General features: G+C 60.5%; 13 protein-coding genes. 9 read left to right on the top strand and 4 right to left on the bottom strand.

Annotated features, from left to right (window positions below; translation table 11 throughout):
• Positions 1-134 precede the first annotated feature (134 nt).
• Genes BJ917_RS08605 through BJ917_RS08595 form a run of 3 tightly spaced genes read right to left on the bottom strand, consistent with a single transcriptional unit; the run spans position 135 to position 3,198 of the window.
• A complete protein-coding gene (locus tag BJ917_RS08605) occupies positions 135-1,121 on the bottom strand; it encodes an alpha-L-glutamate ligase-like protein (protein ID WP_096512767.1) in 987 nt (328 codons plus the stop codon).
• Positions 1,121-2,656 carry an inactive transglutaminase family protein gene (locus BJ917_RS08600; protein ID WP_096512766.1) on the bottom strand — a complete coding sequence of 512 codons (1,536 nt, stop codon included), beginning with the start codon at positions 2,654-2,656 and terminating at the stop codon, positions 1,121-1,123. The genes BJ917_RS08605 and BJ917_RS08600 overlap by 1 nt, the downstream gene beginning before the upstream one ends.
• Positions 2,657-2,661: 5 nt before the next feature.
• Positions 2,662-3,198: an ATP-dependent zinc protease gene (locus tag BJ917_RS08595; protein ID WP_096512765.1), complete on the bottom strand. Its 537-nt coding sequence runs from the start codon at positions 3,196-3,198 to the stop codon at positions 2,662-2,664.
• A gap of 301 nt (positions 3,199-3,499) precedes the next feature.
• Between BJ917_RS08595 and BJ917_RS08590 the strand changes: the two genes are divergently transcribed.
• The 6 genes from BJ917_RS08590 (at position 3,500) to prpD (ending at position 11,997) form a co-directional block, all read left to right on the top strand.
• On the top strand, positions 3,500-4,216 hold the full coding sequence (locus tag BJ917_RS08590) for a GntR family transcriptional regulator (RefSeq protein WP_177435573.1): 717 nt from the start codon (positions 3,500-3,502) through the stop codon (positions 4,214-4,216).
• Positions 4,213-5,103, top strand: a complete 891-nt coding sequence (prpB, locus tag BJ917_RS08585; protein WP_096512763.1) for a methylisocitrate lyase — start codon at positions 4,213-4,215, stop codon at positions 5,101-5,103. The genes BJ917_RS08590 and prpB overlap by 4 nt, the downstream gene beginning before the upstream one ends.
• 42 nt (positions 5,104-5,145) lie before the next feature.
• Positions 5,146-6,273 carry a 2-methylcitrate synthase gene (prpC, locus tag BJ917_RS08580; protein ID WP_121103055.1) on the top strand — a complete coding sequence of 376 codons (1,128 nt, stop codon included), beginning with the start codon at positions 5,146-5,148 and terminating at the stop codon, positions 6,271-6,273.
• 202 nt (positions 6,274-6,475) lie between these two features.
• Positions 6,476-9,070 (top strand): Fe/S-dependent 2-methylisocitrate dehydratase AcnD, encoded by a 2,595-nt coding sequence (acnD, locus tag BJ917_RS08575; RefSeq protein ID WP_096512761.1) that lies wholly within the window; start codon positions 6,476-6,478, stop codon positions 9,068-9,070.
• Positions 9,071-9,136: 66 nt separating this feature from the next.
• A complete protein-coding gene (prpF, locus tag BJ917_RS08570) occupies positions 9,137-10,327 on the top strand; it encodes a 2-methylaconitate cis-trans isomerase PrpF (protein WP_121103112.1) in 1,191 nt (396 codons plus the stop codon).
• Between the two features lie 185 nt (positions 10,328-10,512).
• Positions 10,513-11,997: a 2-methylcitrate dehydratase gene (prpD, locus tag BJ917_RS08565; protein ID WP_121103054.1), complete on the top strand. Its 1,485-nt coding sequence runs from the start codon at positions 10,513-10,515 to the stop codon at positions 11,995-11,997.
• 106 nt (positions 11,998-12,103) lie between these two features.
• On the opposite strand, the gene BJ917_RS08560 is transcribed toward prpD, so the two are convergent.
• A complete protein-coding gene (locus BJ917_RS08560) occupies positions 12,104-12,922 on the bottom strand; it encodes a pyruvate, water dikinase regulatory protein (RefSeq protein WP_096512759.1) in 819 nt (272 codons plus the stop codon).
• A gap of 174 nt (positions 12,923-13,096) precedes the next feature.
• Between BJ917_RS08560 and ppsA the strand changes: the two genes are divergently transcribed.
• The 3 genes from ppsA (at position 13,097) to rraA (ending at position 17,275) form a co-directional block, all read left to right on the top strand.
• Positions 13,097-15,472: a phosphoenolpyruvate synthase gene (ppsA, locus tag BJ917_RS08555; protein ID WP_096512758.1), complete on the top strand. Its 2,376-nt coding sequence runs from the start codon at positions 13,097-13,099 to the stop codon at positions 15,470-15,472.
• A 184-nt stretch (positions 15,473-15,656) separates the two neighbouring features.
• Positions 15,657-16,646, top strand: coding sequence for an alpha/beta fold hydrolase (locus BJ917_RS08550; protein WP_096512757.1), 990 nt, complete (start codon positions 15,657-15,659; stop codon positions 16,644-16,646).
• A gap of 140 nt (positions 16,647-16,786) precedes the next feature.
• On the top strand, positions 16,787-17,275 hold the full coding sequence (gene rraA, locus BJ917_RS08545; protein WP_172901683.1) for a ribonuclease E activity regulator RraA: 489 nt from the start codon (positions 16,787-16,789) through the stop codon (positions 17,273-17,275).
• The last annotated feature ends 17 nt before the right edge of the window (positions 17,276-17,292 follow it).

Here is a 17,292-nt window from a genome sequence, read left to right as displayed (position 1 = left end):
ATTGGCAGATTGGGGCAGGCTTGATTGATGTATCGACCGTGAGATCGTCTTCGCGAGCAGGCTCGCTCCCACAGGGTTCAACACAGCTCCTGTGGGAGCGAGCCTGCTCGCGAAGGGGGCGACGCGGTTTTGGATTAACCCTCGACCGGCGGAATATGCCCGAACATCTCCTGCACAAACGCCACACGCTCTTCGACGGTTTCCGTCACACCGCGAGCCTTCAACTCTTCCAGTCGCGCCTCGACCGCATGGGTTCGCAAGGTCAGGCCGCAATGATTGGCAATCTGGATGTTCAAGCCCGGTCGGGCGTTGAGTTCGAGGATCAGCGGGCCTTTTTCCTGGTCGAGCACCATGTCGACACCGATGTAGCCCAGCCCGCACAGCTCATAGCAGCCGGCGGCGAGTTTCATGAAACCGTCCCAATAGGGCAGTTGCACGCCGTCCACCGCGTTGGTGGTGTCCGGGTGTTTGGCGATGATGTTGTTCAGCCAGGTGCCACGCAGGGTCAGGCCGGTGGCGAGGTCGACACCGACGCCGATGGCGCCCTGGTGCAGGTTGGCCTTGCCGCTGGACTGACGGGTTGGCAGGCGCAGCATGGCCATGACCGGGTAGCCCAGGAGCACGATGATACGGATGTCGGGCACGCCTTCGTAACTGATGCTCTTGAAGATCTGGTCCGGAATCACGCGGTATTCGATCAGCGCCCGGTCGCGGTGACCGCCCAGGGAGTACAGCCCGGTGAGAATGCTGGAAATATGGTGCTCGATCTCTTCGTGGCTGATGATCTTGCCCGATACGGTGCGATAACGGCCTTCGAAGCGGTCGGCGACCACAATGATGCCGTCGCCGCCAGCGCCCTGGGCCGGCTTGATCACAAAATCGTTGCGCCCGCCGATGATCTCGTCGAGCTTGTCGATTTCCTTCTCGGTGGAGATCACGCCATAGAGTTGCGGCACATGGATGCCGGCGGCTATGGCGCGTTCCTTGGTGATGATCTTGTCATCGACGATCGGGTACAGGCTGCGCTTGTTGTACTTGAGCACGTAGTCCGCGTTGCGCCGATTAATCCCCATGATGCCCTGGGCTTCCAGGGCCTTCCAGGTTTTCCAGAAACCGAACATCAGGCTTCAGCCTTCTTAAGGAAGGCCTTGAAGCGCACCAGTTCGGTCAGGCGGTAGCCGCGATAACGACCCATGGCCAGCATGAAACCCACCATGATCAGCAGGATCGCCGGGAAGGTGAAGACGAAGTACACCAGCTCCGGCACGGTCATGATCAGGTGCGCCAGGGACGCGGCGAACAGTGTACCGACGGCCACTTTCATGGCGTGGCCGGCACCACGCTCCTCCCAGGTAATCGACAGGCGTTCGATGGTCATGGTCAGAATCACCATCGGGAACAGCGCCACCGACAACCCGCGCTCCAGACCGAGCTTGTGGCTGAACAGGCTGATGGCAGCGATCAACACCACCACAAAGGTCAGCACCACTGACAGCCTCGGCAGCATTTGCAGTTTCAGATGCTCAAGGTAGGAGCGCAGCGACAACCCCAGGGCCGTGATAATCGTAAACAGCACGATGCCGAAGCCCAGCTGGGTTTCGCGGAAGGCCAGGGCAATCAGCACCGGCGTAAAGGTGCCCAGCGTCTGAATGCCGATCAGGTTGCGCAGGATCAGGATCACCAGCACGCCGATCGGGATCATCACCATGATCATGAAGGTCTGCTGGGTTTGCAGGGGCAAGCCGTACAGCGAATATTCGAGGAAATTGGCGTCGGTGTTCTCGTCGGTCAGCTTGGCCAGGCGAATGGCGTTCATTTCGCTGTTGTTCATGCTGAACGTGACGGTGGCCTTCTTGCCGCCATCGACGGTGATCAGGTTTTCGTCACCGGTCCACCACAGCAGGCGGTCGGTCGGCAGGCCCTGTTCACCGGTTTCCGGGTTGAAGTACAGCCAGTCGGTGCCATTGAAGCTGCGCAGCCAGAGCTCAGGAGTTTGTGGTTGATCGGCCACCAGACGAATGGTGTGGACCTTCTCCACCGGCACGTGGGCAATGGACAGTACCAGTTCGACGATCCTGGCCTTTTGCGCGGTGGACGGATCGCCGGCCAGCAGCAGCTTCACGTTGTCGTCGTTGAGATTGTTGACACGCTTGATCGCTTCGCCAACGAAGGTTTCGACATCGGCCGAATGCTGGCGGATCGGTGCGAGCAGGGCTTCGGCAGCGATTTTTTCCGGGCCGTCGAGGGCGATGCTGTCACGGAAGGTCGGGCCTTTGACCTTGGATTTCTCGGCGCTGTAGCGCTTGGTCAGCACCAGACGGTAATAAAGGGTCTGGTTGCCTTTCGCCCGACGTGCCGACCAAGTGACCTTGCGGTTGCCGTCGACCTTGTTGACCGCCACCCCGTAGTTATTGGAAATGAAGCTTTCGTTGAGGCTGACGTAGTCGCGGCTCAGCGGCGGCACGAACATCTGGATCTTGACCGGGTCCTTGGCACTGGCGACGAACTCGACCTTCGCGTCGATGTTCCACAAGTCGTCGGTGGCGTCTTCGGTCACGGGAATGCCCAGCACGAAGATCTGATAGGCCGTAACTGAAATGCCCAGCACCACCAGGATGGCGATCAGCATTTTCAGATGAAGGGTAAGAGAGCGCATTGGTATTACTCTGCGGTATGAGCGTCGATGGCGCAGGCGGGTTTGCCGGCAGCGTATTTAAGACTGGGGTCGACCAGCGCATCGAAGCGTTTGAGTGCTTCGGAGCCGATCAGGAGCGGGTACTGGAACGCGCTGCGGTCGGTCAGGTTCACCTCGATGCTGCGTAAGGCCGAGCCCATGCAGATATCCAGCTCGATCACCGGACGGGCGGTGTACTTCTTGCCTTCTTCCGGATCGTAGTCGCCGGCCCGGCGCTTGATCTTGCTGACGCGGGCCAGCGGCCGTTCGATGGGGTGCGTATGGGCCGTGTCGATGGCCAGGTAGAAGCGCACCCAGGATTCGCCATTGCGTTTGAAACGTTTGATGTCGCGGGCGCTGAGGGAAGCGGTTTTCGCCCCGGTATCGAGTTTGGCGGCCACTTCCAGGTCGAGTCCGCCAAGCGATGCGTACTCATTGAGGCCATACACAGTCTTTTCCCCTGCCACTGCGACGCCGGGCAGGCAAAGAAAATAAAGGTAGGCGGGGAAGGGCTTGAGTCTCATAAATCCTGGTGCAAAGCGGGCCGTATTTCGATTCAAGACCCTGGCATTGCTGCGCAAGCTCCTCGTATGCCTATCAGCTATTTATGACAGGCAGTGCAGATGTGACAAACAAATGCGGGCGGCATTCTAGCACGGTGGTTTTATGGCGCCAGCGCTGGCCGGCGGCTATAAGTCGCGTTGCTGCGTCTTTATGGTGCAAGCGGTTATTAGACGATTGTCGACAATATCTATTTATCCTTTGACTCTGATGGCCGATTTCGCTAGTTTTTGCGGCATTGGTTTTCAAGGTGTCGACAATATGTTGGAGCAACTCGATCCGCCACTCACCGCCCAGGACGATTCGGAAACACTTTCCGAGAACGTCTTCCGGCGTATCCAGGCGGCCATCGTCAAGGGCGAGATCGCCCCGGGCAGTAAGATCTCCGAGCCGGAGCTGGCCCGTACCTATGGCATCAGCCGGGGGCCGCTCCGCGAGGCCATCCACCGTCTTGAAGGCCAGCGCCTGTTGGTGCGCGTGCCGCACGTCGGGGCGCGGGTCGTGTCGCTCAACCACGCCGAGCTGCTGGAACTCTACGAAATCCGCGAATCCCTCGAAGGCATGGCTTGTCGCCTGGCCGCCGAGCGCATGAGCGTCGAAGAAATCGACGAACTGCGCCGTGTCCTCGAAACCCACGAGCGCGATGAGGCGTTCCAGGCCGGTCGAGGCTATTACCAGCAGGAAGGCGATTTCGACTTCCACTACCGAATCATCCAGGGCAGCGGTAACCGCACCCTGACGCAGATGCTCTGCGGCGAGCTTTATCAGCTGGTGCGGATGTACCGCATCCAGTTTTCCACCACGCCCAATCGCCCGCACCAGGCCTTTGCCGAGCACCACCGCATTCTCGATGCCATCGCCGACCGTGACGGTGAGTTGGCCGAGTTATTGATGCGCCGCCACATCGGCGCCTCCAAACGCAATATCGCCCGTCATTACCAGGACGGCGTTAACCCGACAGCCAAACGAGGTGAGTCATGAGTTTGAACAAGAGCACACCAGGCCAGCGTTTCCGCGATGCGGTCGCCAGCGAGCATCCATTGCAAGTGGTCGGCGCGATCAACGCCAACCACGCGCTGCTGGCCAAGCGCGCCGGTTTCAAGGCGATTTACCTGTCTGGTGGCGGGGTGGCTGCCGGCTCCCTCGGCGTGCCAGACCTGGGCATCACCGGCCTGGATGACGTGCTGACCGACGTGCGCCGCATCACCGACGTCTGCGACCTGCCGCTGCTGGTGGACGTGGACACCGGTTTCGGTTCTTCGGCGTTCAACGTCGCCCGTACCGTCAAGTCGATGATCAAGTTCGGCGCGGCGGCGATTCACATCGAAGACCAGGTCGGCGCCAAGCGTTGCGGTCACCGTCCTAACAAGGAAATCGTCTCGCAGCAGGAAATGGTCGACCGCATCAAGGCCGCCGTCGATGCGCGTACTGATGACAGCTTCGTGATCATGGCCCGTACCGACGCTTTGGCGGTGGAAGGCCTGGAGTCCGCCCTGGATCGCGCTGCCGCGTGCATCGAGGCCGGTGCCGACATGGTGTTCCCGGAAGCCATCACCGAACTGGAGATGTACAAACTGTTCGCCAATCGCGTGAAAGCGCCGATCCTGGCCAACATCACCGAATTCGGCGCGACGCCGCTGTACACCACCGAGCAACTCGCCGCTGCCGACGTGTCGCTGGTGCTGTACCCGCTGTCGGCCTTCCGTGCCATGAACAAGGCCGCGGAAAACGTCTACACCGCCATCCGCCGCGACGGCACGCAACAGAACGTCATCGACACCATGCAGACCCGCATGGAGCTTTACGATCGCATCGACTACCACACCTTCGAGCAAAAGCTCGATGCGTTGTTCGCCGCGAAGAAGTAAGTCGAAGAACTCCCTAATAAATTCAAGAAACTGGAGGCAGAAATGGCCGAAGCAAAAGTACTCAGTGGCGCCGGGCTCCGTGGCCAGGTTGCCGGGCAAACCGCACTGTCCACCGTGGGCCAGTCGGGCGCGGGGCTGACCTATCGCGGCTACGACGTTCGCGAACTGGCGGCTGACGCACAATTCGAAGAAATCGCCTACCTGCTGCTGTACGGCGAACTGCCGAGCAAAACCCAACTGGCGGCTTACATCAGCAAGCTGAGCAAGCTGCGTGACCTGCCGCAAGCGCTGAAAGAAGTGCTGGAACGCATCCCCGCCGACGCCCATCCGATGGACGTGATGCGCACCGGTTGCTCGTTCCTGGGCAACCTGGAGCCGGAGAACGACTTCTCCGAGCAACACGACAAGACTGACCGCCTGCTGGCCGCGTTCCCGGCGATCATGACCTACTGGTATCGCTTCAGCCACGAAGGCCAGCGTATCGACTGCGTGAGTGACGAGCCATCCATCGGCGGCCACTTCCTGCACCTGCTGCACGGCAAGAAACCGAGCGAGTTGCACGTCAAGGTGATGAACGTTTCGCTGATCCTTTACGCGGAGCACGAGTTCAACGCCTCGACCTTCACCGCCCGCGTTTGCGCCTCGACCTTGTCCGACCTGTTCTCGTGCGTCACTGCGGCCATCGGTTCGCTGCGCGGCCCGCTGCACGGCGGTGCCAACGAAGCGGCAATGGAAATGATCGAGCGCTTCTCGTCGCCGGAAGACGCGATCAAGGGCACCCTCGGCATGCTCGAGCGCAAGGACAAGATCATGGGCTTCGGCCACGCGATCTATAAGGACAGCGATCCACGTAACGAAGTGATCAAGGGCTGGTCGAAAAAACTCGCTGACGAAGTGGGCGACAAGGTGCTGTTCCCGGTCTCCGAAGCCATCGACAAGACCATGTGGGAGCAGAAGAAACTGTTCCCGAACGCCGACTTCTACCATGCCTCGGCGTACCACTTCATGGGCATCCCGACCAAGTTGTTCACGCCGATTTTCGTCTGCTCGCGCTTGACCGGCTGGGCCGCCCACGTGTTCGAACAACGTGCCAACAACCGCATCATCCGTCCGAGCGCCGAGTACACCGGCGTCGAACAGCGCAAGTTCGTGCCAATCGAACAACGCTGAATGGTGGGGGCCGACACCGGGGTCTGAATTCAACCCAGATCCCTGTGGGAGCGAGCCTGCTCGCGAAGACGGACTGACATTCAAAAGAAATGTCGTCTGAAAGACCGCTTTCGCGAGCAGGCTCGCTCCCACAGTGGATTGTGTTGATGTCGAATCCGGTGCCAGCCCCACCCTTTGTAATTACCGTGACCGAGTCCTGACGATGAACACTGAATTCCGTAAAACGCTGCCCGGCAGCCACCTGGATTACTTCGATGTCCGCGCAGCGGTCGAGGCCATCCAGCCCGGCGCCTACGACACTCTGCCGTACACCTCCCGCGTGCTGGCGGAAAACCTTGTGCGTCGCTGTGACCCGGCCACGCTCACCGAATCCCTGAAGCAATTCATCGAACGCAAGCGCGACCTCGATTTCCCGTGGTTCCCGGCCCGCGTGGTGTGCCATGACATCCTTGGCCAGACCGCGCTGGTGGACCTCGCCGGCCTGCGTGACGCCATCGCCCTGCAAGGCGGTGACCCGGCGCAAGTGAACCCGGTGGTGCCGACGCAATTGATCGTCGACCACTCCCTGGCCGTCGAGCGTGGCGGTTTCGATCCCGAGGCGTTCGAGAAGAACCGCGCCATCGAAGACCGTCGCAACGAAGACCGTTTCCACTTCATCAACTGGACCAAAAAGGCCTTCAAGAACGTCGACGTGATCCCGCCGGGCAACGGCATCATGCACCAGATCAACCTCGAGAAAATGTCTCCGGTGATCCAGGTGCGTGACGGCGTGGCGTTCCCCGACACCTGCGTCGGCACCGACAGCCATACCCCGCACGTCGATGCGCTGGGCGTGATCGCCATCGGCGTCGGTGGCCTGGAAGCCGAGAGCGTGATGCTGGGCCGCGCGTCGTGGATGCGTCTGCCGGAAAGCGTCGGCGTTGAACTGACTGGCAAGCTGCAACCGGGCATCACCGCCACCGACATGGTGCTGGCGCTGACCGAGTTCCTGCGCAAGCAAAAAGTGGTCGGTGCCTGGCTGGAGTTCTTTGGTGAAGGTGCCTCGGCGCTGACCCTCGGCGACCGCGCCACCATTTCCAACATGGCCCCGGAATATGGCGCCACCGCGGCGATGTTCTACATCGACCAGCAGACCATCGACTACCTGAAACTCACTGGCCGTGAAGACGAGCAGGTGCAGTTGGTCGAGAACTACGCCAAGCAGGTCGGCCTGTGGGCGGACAGCCTGAAAGGCGCGCAATACGAGCGCGGCCTGACCTTCGACCTGTCCTCGGTGGTGCGCAACATGGCCGGCCCGAGCAACCCGCACGCCCGTGTCGCGGTGTCGGATCTGGCGGCGAAAGGCATCTCCGGTCAGTGGGATGATGTGCCAGGCCAGATGCCGGACGGCGCGGTGATCATTGCCGCCATCACCAGCTGCACCAACACCAGCAACCCGCGCAACGTGATCGCCGCCGGTCTGCTGGCGCGCAACGCCAACAAGCTCGGGCTGACCCGCAAGCCATGGGTCAAATCGTCCTTGGCGCCGGGTTCGAAAACCGTGGCGTTGTACCTCGATGAAGCCGGCCTGACCGATGAGCTGGAGCAACTCGGTTTCGGCGTCGTGGCCTTCGCCTGCACCACCTGCAACGGCATGTCCGGTGCGCTGGACCCGGTGATTCAGCAAGAGATCATCGACCGCGACCTGTACGCCACCGCCGTGTTGTCCGGCAACCGTAACTTCGACGGCCGGATCCACCCGTACGCCAAGCAAGCCTTCCTCGCTTCGCCACCGCTGGTGGTTGCGTACGCCATCGCCGGCACCATCCGTTTCGACATCGAGAAAGACGTGCTGGGCGTTGTCGACGGCAAGGAAATCCGCCTCAAGGACATCTGGCCGAGCGACGAAGAGATCGACGCAGTCGTGAAGGCGTCTGTTAAACCTGAGCAGTTCCGTCAGGTGTACATCCCGATGTTCGCCATCCACGAAGACACCGGTCCGAAAGTGGCGCCGTTGTACGAGTGGCGCGAGATGAGCACCTACATCCGCCGTCCGCCGTACTGGGAAGGTGCGCTGGCCGGTGCGCGTCCGCTCAAGGGCATGCGTCCGCTGGCGGTGCTGCCGGACAACATCACCACCGATCACCTGTCGCCGTCCAACGCCATCATGTTGGACAGCGCCGCCGGCGAATACCTGGCGAAAATGGGCCTGCCGGAAGAGGACTTCAACTCTTACGCGACTCACCGGGGTGACCACCTGACCGCGCAGCGTGCGACCTTCGCCAACCCGAAACTGTTCAACGAAATGGTTCTGGAAAACGGCAAGGTCAAGCAGGGTTCGTTGGCTCGCGTCGAGCCGGAAGGCAAAGTCATGCGCATGTGGGAAGCCATCGAGACCTACATGGACCGCAAGCAGCCGCTGATCATCATCGCCGGCGCCGACTACGGTCAGGGTTCGTCCCGCGACTGGGCGGCGAAAGGCGTGCGCCTGGCGGGTGTAGAAGCGATCGCCGCCGAAGGCTTCGAGCGCATTCACCGCACCAACCTGGTGGGCATGGGCGTGTTGCCGCTGGAGTTCAAGCCGGGTACCAACCGCCACACATTGGCCATCGACGGCAGTGAAACCTACGACGTGATCGGTGATCGCACACCGCGCGCCGAGCTGACACTGGTGATCCATCGCAAAAATGGTGAGCGTGTCGAGGTGCCGGTGACCTGCCGTCTCGACACCGCCGAAGAAGTGTCGATCTACGAGGCCGGCGGCGTGTTGCAACGCTTCGCCCAGGACTTCCTCGAAGAATCGGCGGTTGCCGTCTAACACAGGCTGTACGGGCACGGGACTTTGAGTCCCGTGCCTGTTTTCAGGATCAGGAGTATGAGCACCATGGCTCACCCGGCTCAAATCAAGATACCCGCCACCTACATGCGCGGCGGCACCAGCAAAGGCGTGTTCTTCAGCTTGAAGGATCTGCCGGAAGCGGCACAGGTCCCAGGCCCGGCCCGCGATGCTTTGCTTTTGCGCGTGATCGGCAGTCCCGACCCTTACGACAAGCAAATCGACGGCATGGGCGGGGCGACCTCCAGCACCAGCAAAACCGTGATCCTGTCGAAAAGCACCCAGGCTGATCACGACGTCGATTACCTGTTCGGCCAGGTGTCCATCGACAAGCCGTTCGTCGACTGGAGCGGCAACTGCGGCAACCTCTCGGCAGCGGTCGGTTCTTTCGCCGTCAGCAATGGCCTGGTGGACCCCAGCCGCATCCCGCACAACGGCGTTGCCGTGGTTCGCGTATGGCAGGCCAACATCGGCAAGACCATCATCGCGCACGTGCCGATCACCAATGGTGAAGTGCAGGAAACCGGCGATTTCGAACTCGACGGCGTGACTTTCCCGGCCGCTGAAGTGCAAATCGAGTTTCTTGATCCGGCCGCGGATGAAGAGGGTGGCGGCGGTTCGATGTTCCCCACCGGCAACCTGATCGATGACCTGGAAGTGCCGGGTGTCGGCACCTTCAAGGCGACCATGATCAACGCCGGCATTCCGACGATTTTTGTCAATGCCCAAGACATCGGTTACACCGGCACCGAGTTGCAGGGCGCGATCAACGGCGACCCGAAAGCGTTGCTGATGTTCGAAACCATCCGTGCTTACGGCGCATTGCGCATGGGCCTGATTTCCAACATTGACGAAGCCGCCAAGCGGCAGCACACGCCGAAGGTGGCGTTTGTCGCCAAACCAGCCGATTACGTGGCTTCCAGCGGCAAGGCGATTGCAGCCGGTGATGTCGACCTGCTGGTGCGTGCGCTGTCCATGGGCAAGTTGCACCACGCGATGATGGGCACTGCAGCGGTGGCGATCGGTACGGCCGCCGCGATTTCCGGCACCTTGGTGAATCTTGCGGCGGGCGGTGTCGAACGCAATGCGGTGCGTTTCGGTCATCCGTCGGGCACCTTGCGCGTCGGTGCCGAAGCCAGCCAGGTCAACGGCGAATGGACCGTGAACAAAGCCATCATGAGTCGTAGTGCGCGGGTGTTGATGGAAGGCTTTGTCCGGGTGCCGGGCGATTCTTTCTAAATCGACACTGAACCACTGTGGGAGCGAGCCTGCTCGCGAAGACGGACTGACATTCAACATAGATGTCGACTGACACACCGCTTTCGCGAGCTGGCTCGCTCCCACAATGGATCGCATTTGAATAACAAGAACGGTGTCACCCAGTGAGATTGCCCTGAACCGAACCACCGCAGAGTGAATCGAACATGAGCGCCAACGTTGACCTGAACAATCGCCCGGACTATGACCAGGTCCTGCAGGACATTGCCGACTACGTCCTCCAGTTCAAGATCGAATCCACAGAAGCCCTGGACACCGCTCGCAATTGCCTGATGGACACCCTGGGCTGTGGGTTGCTGGCACTGCGCTTTCCCGAATGCACCAAGCATTTGGGACCTGTGGTCGAAGGCACCGTCGTTCCGTTCGGCGCCCGGGTGCCGGGCACCTCTTTTCGGCTGGACCCGGTCAAGGCGGCCTGGGATATCGGCTGCATCGTGCGCTGGCTCGACTACAACGACACCTGGCTCGCCGCCGAGTGGGGACACCCCTCGGATAACCTTGGCGGCATTCTCGCGGTGGCCGACCATTTATCACAAAAGCGCCTGGCCAATGGCGATGCGCCGCTGATCATGCGCGACGTGCTCGAAGCGATGATCATGGCCCATGAAATTCAAGGCGTGATTGCGTTGGAAAACTCGTTCAACCGCGTCGGCCTCGATCACGTCATTCTGGTGAAAGTCGCCTCGACCGCGGTCACTGCCAAACTGATGGGCGCCAACCGTGAGCAGGTGCTTTCGGCGTTGTCCCACGCCTTTGCGGACGGCCACGCGTTGCGCACCTACCGGCATGCGCCGAATGCCGGATCGCGCAAGTCATGGGCAGCCGGCGATGCCTCCAGCCGAGGCGTGCGTCTGGCGGACATTGCGATGCGCGGTGAAATGGGTATTCCCGGCGTGTTGAGTGCCAAACAGTGGGGCTTCTATGATGTGTTGTTCAGCCACACCAACAACGATCTGGCGCTCAAACCCGCAGACAAGCGCACGTTCAGTTTCTCCCGCCCGTACGGCAGCTATGTGATGGAGAACGTGCTGTTCAAAATCAGTTTTCCCGCCGAGTTCCACGCACAAACCGCCTGCGAAGCGGCGGTGACCCTGCACCCGCAAGTCCGTAACCGGCTGCACGAGATCGACAAAATCGTCATCACCACCCACGAATCGGCGATCCGCATCATCTCCAAGGTCGGCCCGTTGGCCAATGCCGCCGACCGCGACCATTGCCTCCAGTACATGACCGCCGTGCCACTGGCTTTTGGCAATCTGGTGGCTGAACACTACGAGGATGACTTCCACCGGTCGCATCCGATCATCGATGTACTGCGCGACAAAATGGTCATCGTCGAGGACCCGCGCTACACCCGCGAGTATCTGGAGGCGGACAAGCGCTCCATCGCCAATGCGGTGCAGGTTTTTTTCAAGGACGGATCCAGCACCGGGAACGTGGTGGTGGAGTACCCGATTGGTCATCGTCGGCGCCGTACGGACGGCATTCCGTTGCTGGAGGACAAGTTCAAGGCGAACCTGCTGACGCGGTTTACCGGGCAGCGAAGCGAGGAGATATTTGCGTTGTGCAAGGACCAGGCCCGGCTGGAGGCAACGCCGGTAAATAGGTTTGTGGATTTGTTTGTGATCTGAGGGACCGCGTTATCGTTCTTCGCGAGCAGGCTCGCTCCCACATTGGAATGCAGTCAAATGTGGGAGCGAGCCTGCTCGCGAAGACGGCAGATCAGGCGCAGAAAATCTATTTGAACCGCCGCTCGACGCCTTTCTCCACCAGGATCTTCGCGGAGATTTCCTCAACGGAGAAATGCGTGGAGTTGATATTCGGAATGTTCTCGCGGCGGAACAGGTTTTCCACCTCGCGCACTTCGAATTCGCACTGGGCGTAGCTCGAATAGCGGCTGTTGGGCTTGCGCTCGTTGCGGATCGCGGTGAGGCGGTCCGGGTCGATGGTCAGGCCGAACAGCTTGTGCTGGTGGGCGCGCAGGGCACTTGGCAGGGTCAGGCGCTCCATGTCGTCTTCGGTCAGCGGGTAGTTGGCCGCGCGGATGCCGAACTGCATGGCCATGTACAGGCAGGTCGGGGTCTTGCCGCAGCGCGACACGCCCACCAGGATCAGGTCGGCCTTGTCGTAGTAGTGCGTGCGGGCACCGTCGTCGTTGTCGAGGGCGAAGTTAACGGCCTCGATACGCTCCATGTAATTGGTGTTGGCACCAATGGAGTGGGATTTGCCGACGGTGTAGGAAGAATGCTCGGTCAGTTCCTGTTCGAGAGGTGCCAGGAAGGTCGAGAAAATGTCGATCATGAAACCATTGGAAGTCGCGAGGATCTCACGAATATCCTGATTGACGATGGTGTCGAAGATAATCGGACGAAAGCCGTCGGTTTCGGCGGCTTTGTTGATTTGTTGTACCATGGCCCGCGCTTTGTCCACGTTGTCGATGTATGGCCGCGTGACTTTGCTGAAGGTAATGTTTTCGAACTGCGCCAGAAGGCTTTGACCCAGGGTTTCGGCGGTAATGCCGGTACCATCGGAGATAAAGAAAGCAGATCGTTTCATTTGCACCTTGGGCCTTAAGCTAGTGACGATTCTTGGATATGATAGGCGCGATTTGCCGGCCGCCAATGGCCCGCATTCTCACTTATTTTCCAGGTCCAGGCCATATAGCTGGCAAACGCTCCCCCGAGCAGCCGGCTTCTGAGCTTTTCCAACACAGTTAGTGGAGAGATCACCTTGGTAGAGTACGTAGTTTCCCTCGATAAGCTCGGCAAACACGATGTTGAGCATGTGGGGGGCAAGAACGCATCCCTGGGCGAGATGATCAGCAACCTTGCGGGTGCCGGTGTATCGGTGCCCGGTGGCTTCGCCACGACCGCTCAGGCTTATCGTGATTTCCTGGAGCTGAGCGGCTTGAATCAGCAGATTCACGATGCTCTCGACGCCCTGGATGTCGATGACGTGAATGCCCTGGCCAAGACCGGTGCCCAGATCCGTCAATGGATCATGGAAGCCGAGTTCCCTGAAAAACTGAATACCGAAATCCGCACGGCGTTCGCCGCGCTGTCCGCCGGCAACCCTGACGTGGCCGTGGCCGTACGTTCTTCCGCTACCGCAGAAGACCTGCCGGACGCCTCCTTCGCCGGTCAGCAGGAAACCTTCCTGAACATCCGGGGTGTCGAAAACGTCATTCGCGCCGCCAAAGAGGTGTTCGCCTCCCTGTTCAACGATCGTGCGATTTCCTATCGCGTGCACCAGGGTTTCGATCACAAGCTGGTAGCCCTGTCGGCCGGCGTACAGCGCATGGTCCGTTCCGAAACCGGCACCGCCGGCGTGATGTTCACCCTCGATACCGAATCGGGCTTCCGTGACGTGGTGTTCATCACCGGCGCCTACGGCCTGGGTGAAACTGTCGTGCAAGGCGCGGTGAACCCGGATGAATTCTACGTTCACAAAGGTACGCTGGCCGCCGGTCGCCCGGCGATCCTGCGCCGCAACCTGGGCAGCAAGGCCATCAAGATGATCTACGGCGACGAGGCCAAGGCCGGTCGTTCGGTCAAGACCGTCGATGTCGACAAGGCTGAACGCGCGCGTTTCTGCCTGACCGACGCGGAAGTCAGCGAGCTGGCCAAGCAGGCGATGATCATCGAGAAGCACTACCAGTGCCCGATGGACATCGAATGGGCCAAGGACGGTGACGACGGCAAGCTGTACATCGTGCAGGCCCGTCCGGAAACCGTGAAGAGCCGCACCCAGGCCAACGTCATGGAACGTTACCTGTTGAAAGAAACCGGCACCGTGCTGGTGGAAGGCCGTGCGATCGGCCAGCGCATCGGCGCCGGCAAGGTCCGTATCATCAAGGACGTGTCCGAGATGGACAAGGTCCAGCCAGGCGACGTACTGGTCTCCGACATGACCGACCCGGACTGGGAACCGGTGATGAAGCGCGCCAGCGCCATTGTCACCAACCGTGGCGGCCGGACCTGCCACGCGGCGATCATCGCCCGTGAGCTGGGCATTCCGGCCGTGGTCGGTTGCGGCAACGCCACCCAGCTGTTGAAAGACGGCCAGGGCGTGACCGTGTCCTGCGCTGAAGGCGACACCGGTTTCATCTTCGAAGGTGAACTGGGCTTCGACATCAAGAAGAACTCCGTGGACGCCATGCCGGAGCTGCCGTTCAAGATCATGATGAACGTCGGCAACCCGGACCGTGCCTTCGACTTCGCGCAGTTGCCGAACGCCGGCGTGGGCCTGGCCCGCCTGGAGTTCATCATCAACCGCATGATCGGCGTGCACCCTAAAGCGCTGCTGAACTACGACGGCTTGCCGCAGGACATCAAGGAAAGCGTCGACAAGCGTATCGCCGGCTACAACGACCCGGTCGGCTTCTATGTCGATAAACTGGTCGAAGGCATCAGCACCCTGGCGGCTGCGTTCTGGCCGAAAAAGGTCATCGTGCGTCTGTCGGACTTCAAGTCCAACGAATATGCCAACCTGATCGGCGGCAAGCTGTACGAGCCGGAAGAAGAAAACCCGATGCTGGGCTTCCGTGGCGCCTCGCGTTACATCAGCGAATCGTTCCGTGACTGCTTCGAACTCGAATGCCGCGCCCTCAAGCGTGTACGCAACGAGATGGGCCTGACCAACGTCGAGATCATGGTGCCGTTCGTCCGCACCCTGGGCGAAGCAAGCCAGGTGGTGGACCTGCTGGCCGAAAAAGGCCTGGCCCGCGGCGAAAACGGCCTGCGCGTCATCATGATGTGCGAACTGCCGTCCAACGCGATTCTGGCTGAAGAGTTCCTCGAATTCTTCGACGGTTTCTCCATCGGCTCCAACGACCTGACCCAGCTGACCCTGGGCCTGGACCGTGACTCCGGGATCATCGCGCACCTGTTCGACGAGCGGAATCCGGCGGTCAAGAAGCTGCTGGCCAACGCCATTGCCGCGTGCAACAAGGCCGGCAAGTACATCGGCATTTGCGGTCAGGGCCCTTCGGACCACCCGGACCTGGCCAAGTGGCTGATGGAACAAGGCATCGAAAGCGTTTCGTTGAACCCTGACTCCGTACTGGAGACCTGGTTCTTCCTGGCTGAGGGTCAGGCTTCGGCTTGATGGTATGTTAAACGGCTCGCTCTTTGTGGGAGCGAGCCTGCTCGCGAAGACGGACTGACATCCAACAGGGTCGTCGGCTGATATACCGCTTTCGCGAGCAGGCTCGCTCCCACACTGACCGGCTTTTAGAGATTCAATTGGGGCGGGCATCCTCTGGATGCCGCCCTTTTTTGTGCAAGAGACTATGCAAAGCAGCAGCAACCTATTTCCTGTCGCCCTGATCAGCGCCGAACGGCGCGGTGATCTGAGCGAAGATGTCTACCGTTTGAAACCTGCAAACAGCCCTGACGCCAGTGTCGAACTGGCGGTGACACGCCTGGGCATGGCTGACGAGCCGGCGGTGCGTGGTGTGCCGGTGATCCTGTTGCACGGCAGCTTTTCCAATCGACGTTTCTGGTTTTCCCCCAAGGGCCTGGGCCTGGGGGCGTATCTGACGCGCCTGGGATTCGATGTGTGGATCGCGGAAATGCGCGGTCACGGCTTGTCCCAGCGTAACCAGAATTACCGCAAGAACCGCGTCGCCGACTATGCGCGTTACGATCTGCCGGCCATTGGCGCGTTCGTGCGCGAGCAAAGCGGCCAGGTCCCGCACTGGATCGGCCACTCGTTGGGCGGTATCACACTGGCGGCAGCGCTGGGCGGGGAATACATCGGTGAGCCTGTGGTCGCTTCTGCGGCGTTTTTCGGCACGCAAGTCAGTCGTACCTACTGGCCGTTGAAAATTCCGCCGGTCGAGTGGGGCGGGCGCTTCATTCTCAAGCGCTTTGCCCAGTTGTCCGGTTCACGGCTCAAGCGCGGCCCGGAGGACGAGCCGATTGGCCTGGCCCTGGAGAGCATGCGCTGGTACGGCCTGTTCGGGCGTTTTGGCGATGCCGACAAGGACTGGTGGGCGGGGTTGGCAGAGGTCAAAGTGCCGGTATTGGCAGTGAGCGCCGCGGGTGACCATCAGGACCCGTCATGGGCTTGTCGCAAGTTGTTCGAACAGGTGGGGTCCGAGCACAAGCAATTTATCAACCTGGGTCGCGAGCAGGGTTTTGGCGACAATTTCGGTCACGTGGAAATGCTGGTCAGCAAAGCGGCCCAGGCTGAAGTCTGGCCGTTGGTGGCCCGCTGGCTGGCGGATCAGCAAACGCCTCTGCTGGGTGATCAGGCGGACGTGGCCGCGGCCATCTAAGCTGGACGCTCTATCAAGGGCATTTCGCTCTGATCGGCTTGCGGCTAAGATATGACGCATTGAGCGGTTCCAGTCATTTTCGATGATTGAATCTTCCGTAATGTTCGCGCTGTCTTCCTCTTTACAGGAGTTTCTCGATGATCCATTACCTCACGCCTGACCTGTGCGACGCCTATCCGGAACTGGTGCAAGTGCTGGAACCGATGTTCAGCAATTTCGGTGGCCGTGATTCCTTCGGCGGCGAAATCGTGACCATCAAGTGCTTCGAAGACAACTCGCTGGTCAAGGAGCAAGTCGAACTCAAGGGTAACGGCAAGGTACTGGTGGTCGATGGCGGTGGCTCCCTGCGTCGCGCGCTGCTGGGTGACATGCTGGCCGAGAAGGCTGCGAAAAACGGCTGGGAAGGGCTGGTGATCTACGGTTGCATCCGTGACGTCGATGTCATCGCGCAAACCGATCTCGGGGTGCAGGCGCTGGCCAGCCATCCGATGAAAACCGACAAGCGCGGTATCGGCGACCTCAACGTTGCCGTGACCTTCGCCGGCGTGACCTTCCATCCGGGCCATTACATCTATGCGGACAACAATGGCGTGATCATCTCGCCCAGCCCGCTGAAAATGCCTGAATAAAAGCGGCTGTAGACAGA

This window comes from Pseudomonas sp. WPR_5_2 (assembly GCF_003634475.1).
In the GTDB taxonomy this organism is placed as follows: Bacteria; Pseudomonadota; Gammaproteobacteria; order Pseudomonadales; family Pseudomonadaceae; genus Aquipseudomonas; species Aquipseudomonas izuensis.
The sequence above is the reverse complement of the archived record's forward strand: the minus strand, read 5'-3'. Positions and strand labels throughout refer to the sequence as shown.